Below are 5415 nucleotides of genomic sequence, written 5' to 3' on the forward strand. Positions count from 1 at the left end.
ATACATCCGGCCGGGGGGATTTTTTTTGTGTGGTTTTGTCGCGGCCCCGGCCCCCCCGCCCGCGCCGGCCCCCCCCCGGGGGGCCCCCCCCCCCCCCCCCGCCCTGGCGAACCGATCCTTCAGGAGAGCACGGCGCCGCCTCTGAGGAGGGCCGCGCCCAGCGGGGTGACCGTGTGCAGGACGGCGTTGCCGTGCCGCAGGGTGGTCACCAGGCCCGCCTCGCGCATCACGCAGGCGTGCTGGCTCGCCGAGGCCAGGGAGACCCCGGCGCGGCGGGCCAGTTCGCTGGTGGTGGCCCCGTCGCCGATGGCCCGCAGCACCACCGAGCGGGTGTGGCCCACCAGCTTGCCCAGGGTGCGCTGGCGCTGTTCCTCCGGCCGGGCGGCCTCCCCGCCGGCGCCGGCGGAGGCCAGCTGGGCGGCGGCCGGGTAGACCAGCACGGGCGGCAGCTCCGGGTCGTGGAGGGTCACGGCGGTGCGCCGGCAGAAGAACGACGGCTGGAGCAGCAGCCCGCGGCCCCGCAGCCGGACGTCCCGGTCCACCGGGTACTCGCACTCCAGCACCGGCGCCCGCCAGCGCAGCATGGGCGGCAGCGAGGCCAGCAGCTCGTCCGCGCCGCCGTCGAGGAGGGCGCGGCCGCGTGCGGCCCGCTCGGCCTCGATCTGGGCCTGGATGTGGGTCCAGTACGGCTCCACGGCCGCCCGGTGGTAGCCGCGCAGCTCGGCCAGCAGCCGGGGCAGGTGCTTGGTGCCGCCGTCCATGAACTCCCTCAGCCGGGTCGGCGGCGGGGTCCCGAAGGCCGCGCCGAAGCCCGCGGCGGCGCCCGCGCCCACGAGGGAGAGCTCGTGGCGCAGCCGGTCCGCGGGGAGCCCGCGCAGGGCGTCGAGGCCGACGTCCCACCCGTACTGGCCCTCGGAGGGGGTCAGGAAATCGGGGAAATAGCCGCGAGCCGGTATGAGGGCGCTCAGGAGCCTTGTTTCACCATTCAACCGGCTCCGGGCTTCCGTACGCCATTCGCCGAACAGCCGGGCGTCACGCCGGTCTCTTAAGCGATGAAAACTAAGAATCGTTTCCCACAACGCATCGGGACGCCCTGCCATCCGTACGCGTGCCAGGTCCACTCCAGTGAAATGGATACGCAGCACCGAACCCCCACCTGTGCAACCGCAATCCCCCCGCCCCATGAGTATGCACGCCGTCACACGTGGTCACCACGCCCTTTCGGCCACAGTTGAAACCCCTTTCGGCAGGGGCGTGACAAGCGAAATCCTGTACTCCGCCAGGCACACTCCGGCGCGACCGAAACGCTCCGTGAAGGCCGTGGGGGGCTTTGCGGGGCCTGGCGGTCGGTCGCACCGGGAAGCGCCGACGTGCCTGGCGCCGTAATGACTTCGTTGAATATTTCGCGAAACCCGGCCGGGTGAGGCACGGGAGGTCTTCCGAATAGCTGGAAGCGCCCGCCCCCGGCAGTCAGGGAACCGGGGGCGGGCGCTGTCGGGGGGAGCCTGGCTCAGCGGCTGTCGGAGCCCTTGGCCTCGGCGGCGGCACGGCCGGCCTCCAGGCGCGCCACCGGGATCCGGAACGGCGAGCAGGAGACGTAGTCGAGGCCGACCTCGTGGAAGAAGTGCACCGACTCCGGGTCGCCGCCGTGCTCGCCGCAGACGCCGAGCTTGAGGTCGGGGCGGGTGGCCCGGCCCTGCTCGACCGCGTGGCGGACGAGGGAGCCGACGCCCTCCTTGTCGATGGTCTCGAACGGCGAGACCCCGAAGATGCCCTTCTCCAGGTAGGCGGTGAAGAAGCTGGCCTCGACGTCGTCGCGGGAGAAGCCCCACACCGTCTGGGTCAGGTCGTTCGTGCCGAAGGAGAAGAACTGCGCGGCCTCGGCGATCTGGGCGGCGGTCAGCGCGGCGCGCGGCAGCTCGATCATGGTGCCGACCGTCAGCTTGAGGCTGGTGCCGGTGGCGGCCTCGACCTCGGCGATGATCGCGTCGGCCTCCTCGCGGACGATCTCCAGCTCCTGGACGGTGCCCACGAGCGGGACCATGATCTCGGCGCGGGGGTCGCCCTTGGCGTTCTTGCGCTCGGCGGCGGCCTCGGCGATCGCCCGGACCTGCATGGCGAACAGGCCGGGGATGACCAGGCCGAGGCGGACGCCGCGCAGGCCCAGCATCGGGTTCTGCTCGTGCAGCTTGTGCACGGCCTGGAGCAGGCGCAGGTCGTTCTCGTTGGCGTCCTGGCGGGACTCGGCGAGCGCGACGCGCACCGACAGCTCGGTGATGTCGGGCAGGAACTCGTGCAGCGGCGGGTCCAGGAGGCGGACGGTGACGGGCAGTCCGTCCATCGCCTCGAACAGCTCGACGAAGTCCTTCTTCTGGAGCGGCAGGAGGGCACTGAGTGCCTCGTCGCGCTCCGAGTCGGTGTCCGCGAGGATCAGGCGCTCGACCATCTCGCGGCGCTCGCCGAGGAACATGTGCTCGGTGCGGCACAGGCCGATGCCCTGGGCGCCGAAGCGGCGGGCGCGCAGCGCGTCCTCGGCGTTGTCGGCGTTGGCGCGCACCCGCAGGCGGCGGACGCGGTCGGCGTAGGCCATGATCCGGTGCACGGCGCCGACCAGCTCGTCGGCGTCGTCGGCGCCGGCGTGCATCCGGCCCTCGAAGTACTCGACGACCGGGGACGGTACGACGGGTACCTCGCCGAGGTAGACCTTGCCGGTGGAGCCGTCGATGGAGACGACGTCGCCCTCTTCGATGACCTGCCCGCCGACCGTCATGCGGCGGCGCTTGGTGTCGACGTCGAGGTCCTCGGCGCCGCAGACGCAGGTCTTGCCCATGCCGCGGGCGACGACGGCGGCGTGCGAGGTCTTGCCGCCGCGCGAGGTCAGGATGCCCTCGGAGGCGATCATGCCGTCGAGGTCGTCGGGGTTGGTCTCGCGGCGGATCAGGATGACCTTCTCGCCGGAACGGGACCACTTGACGGCCGTGTAGGAGTCGAAGACCGCCTTGCCGACGGCCGCGCCCGGGGAGGCGGCGATGCCGCGGCCCAGGAGGGTGGTCTGGGCGGACTCGTCGAAGCGCGGGAACATCAGCTGCGCCAGCTGGGCGCCGGTGACGCGCTGGAGGGCCTCGGCCTCGGTGATCAGGCCCTGGTCCACGAGCTGGGTGGCGATGCGGAAGGCGGCACCGGCGGTGCGCTTGCCGACGCGGGTCTGGAGCATCCACAGCTGGCCGCGCTCGATGGTGAACTCGATGTCGCAGAGGTCCTTGTAGTGGTTCTCCAGCTTGGTCATGATCGCCATGAGCTGGTCGTAGGAGGTCTTGTCGATGACCTCCAGGTCCGCGAGCGGGACGGTGTTGCGGATGCCCGCCACGACGTCCTCGCCCTGCGCGTTCTGCAGGTAGTCGCCGTAGACGCCGGCGTGGCCGCTGGCGGGGTCGCGGGTGAAGGCGACGCCGGTGCCCGAGTCGGGGCCGAGGTTGCCGAAGACCATGGAGCAGACGTTGACGGCGGTGCCCAGGTCGCCGGGGATGCGCTCCTGGCGGCGGTAGAGCTTGGCGCGGTCGGTGTTCCAGGAGTTGAAGACGGCCTCGACGGCGAGGTCGAGCTGCTCGCGGGCGTCCTGCGGGAACTCGCGGCCGGCCTCCTTCGCGACGATCTTCTTGAAGGCCTTGACCAGCTTCTTGAGGTCGGCGGCGTCGAGGTCGGTGTCGACGGTGACCTTCTTGGCGGCCTTGGCCTCGTCGAGGGCGTCCTCGAAGAGCTCGCCCTCGACGCCCAGGACGGTCTTGCCGAACATCTGGATCAGGCGGCGGTAGGAGTCCCACGCGAAGCGCTCGTTGTCCGCCTGGGCGGCGAGGCCGGCCACGGACTCGTCGGAGAGGCCGATGTTGAGGACCGTGTCCATCATGCCCGGCATCGAGAACTTGGCGCCGGAGCGCACGGAGACCAGGAGCGGGTCGTCCGACTGGCCGAGCTTCTTGCCCATCTTCGTTTCGAGGGCGGCGAGGTGCGCGCTGACCTCGTCGCGCAGCGCGGCCGGGGCCGTGCCGCTCTCCAGGTAGACCTTGCAGGCCTCGGTGGTGATGGTGAAGCCGGGAGGGACCGGGAGACCGAGGTTGGTCATCTCGGCGAGGTTGGCTCCCTTGCCGCCCAGGAGGTCCTTGAGGTCCCGGTTGCCCTCGGTGAAGTCGTAGACGAACTTCTGCTCTTTGTTTTCCGACACGGGTCTCGACTCCTCGACGACTCGGGTGGCTGCCCTGACGGCCAGGAACATACCCAGATCGAAGGCTTATCGGTACGTCCACTTGGCGGTCATGGGGCCGTAACCACCCGTGCGCCACCGTATCGAAAGTAACCGGTCGGTAATGAGAACCGACAAACAGCGTTCACATCCCGAAGGGGGAGGTGCCGAGATCCGCTTGATCGCGCTCGGATGAGCGATCATCGATACATTTGCGTTCAAGTCTTGAACGAACAAAGGGTGGCACCCAGTGCCACCCTTTGGAAGTCTTACCCGTGACGTTCGCGCTCATCTGAGCGAAACCTCTCCCATGCGTGGCGTATATCACGCGCCACGCAAGGCGGTGTGTCAGCCTCCGGACGTGTCCAGCTCCGCGTCCTCGCTCACGCCGGCGCAGTCGTACGGATCCTTCAGCCAGCCGTCCGGCAGGACAACCCGGTTGTTTCCGGACGTCCGGCCGCGCGGGCCGTCCGCGCTCTCGGGCCACGCCTGGTCCAGGTCCAGCTCGCTCAGATGAGCGTCCAGTTCGGCCAGGGAGGAGACGACGGCCAGCTTCCCGCGCATCTCGGAACCGACGGAGAACCCCTTGAGGTACCAGGCGACGTGCTTACGGAAGTCGATCACCCCGCGCGCCTCGTCCCCGATCCACTCCCCCAGCAGCTGGGCGTGGCGCAGCATCGTGTGCTTGACCTCGCGCAGCGTGGGCTTGTGGAAGTCCTCCGGACGGCCCTCGAAAGCGGCCACCAGGTCGTTGAACAGCCAGGGGCGGCCCAGGCAGCCGCGCCCGACGACCACGCCGTCACAGCCGGTCTCGCGGACCATGCGCAGGGCGTCCTCGGCGCACCAGATGTCGCCGTTGCCGAGCACGGGGATCTCCGGGACGTGCTCCTTGAGGCGGGCGATGGCCTCCCAGTCGGCGGTGCCGCCGTAGTGCTGGGCGGTGGTGCGCCCGTGCAGGGCGATGGCGGTGACCCCCTCCTCGACGGCGATCCGGCCGGCGTCGAGGTAGGTGAGGTGGTCGTCGTCGATGCCCTTGCGCATCTTCATGGTCACCGGGAGGGGGGGGGGGGGGGGGGGGGGCGGGGGGGGGGGGGCGGGGGGGGGGGCGGGGGGGGGGGGGGGGGGGGGGGGGGGGGGCGGGGGCGGGGCGGGGGGGCGGGGGGGGCGGGCGGGGCGGG

The 5415-nt window shown here is 70.9% G+C and carries 2 protein-coding genes and 1 pseudogene; all 3 read right to left on the reverse strand.

Features of this window, described 5'->3' with window-relative positions; genetic code table 11:
- Window positions 1-119: 119 nt before the first annotated feature.
- Window positions 120-1145, reverse strand: a complete 1026-nt coding sequence (locus WDV06_RS36085) for an ArsR/SmtB family transcription factor (RefSeq protein ID WP_395514035.1) — start codon at window positions 1143-1145, stop codon at window positions 120-122.
- Window positions 1146-1510: 365 nt separating this feature from the next.
- Window positions 1511-4219, reverse strand: coding sequence for a pyruvate, phosphate dikinase (ppdK, locus tag WDV06_RS36090; protein WP_395514036.1), 2709 nt, complete (start codon window positions 4217-4219; stop codon window positions 1511-1513).
- 366 nt (window positions 4220-4585) lie between these two features.
- A pseudogene (locus WDV06_RS36095) lies at window positions 4586-5296 on the reverse strand (tRNA dihydrouridine synthase); the annotation flags it as partial.
- Window positions 5297-5415: the final 119 nt, after the last annotated feature.

It is taken from the genome of Streptomyces racemochromogenes (assembly GCF_044129415.1).
Classification (GTDB): domain Bacteria; phylum Actinomycetota; class Actinomycetes; order Streptomycetales; family Streptomycetaceae; genus Streptomyces; species Streptomyces racemochromogenes_A.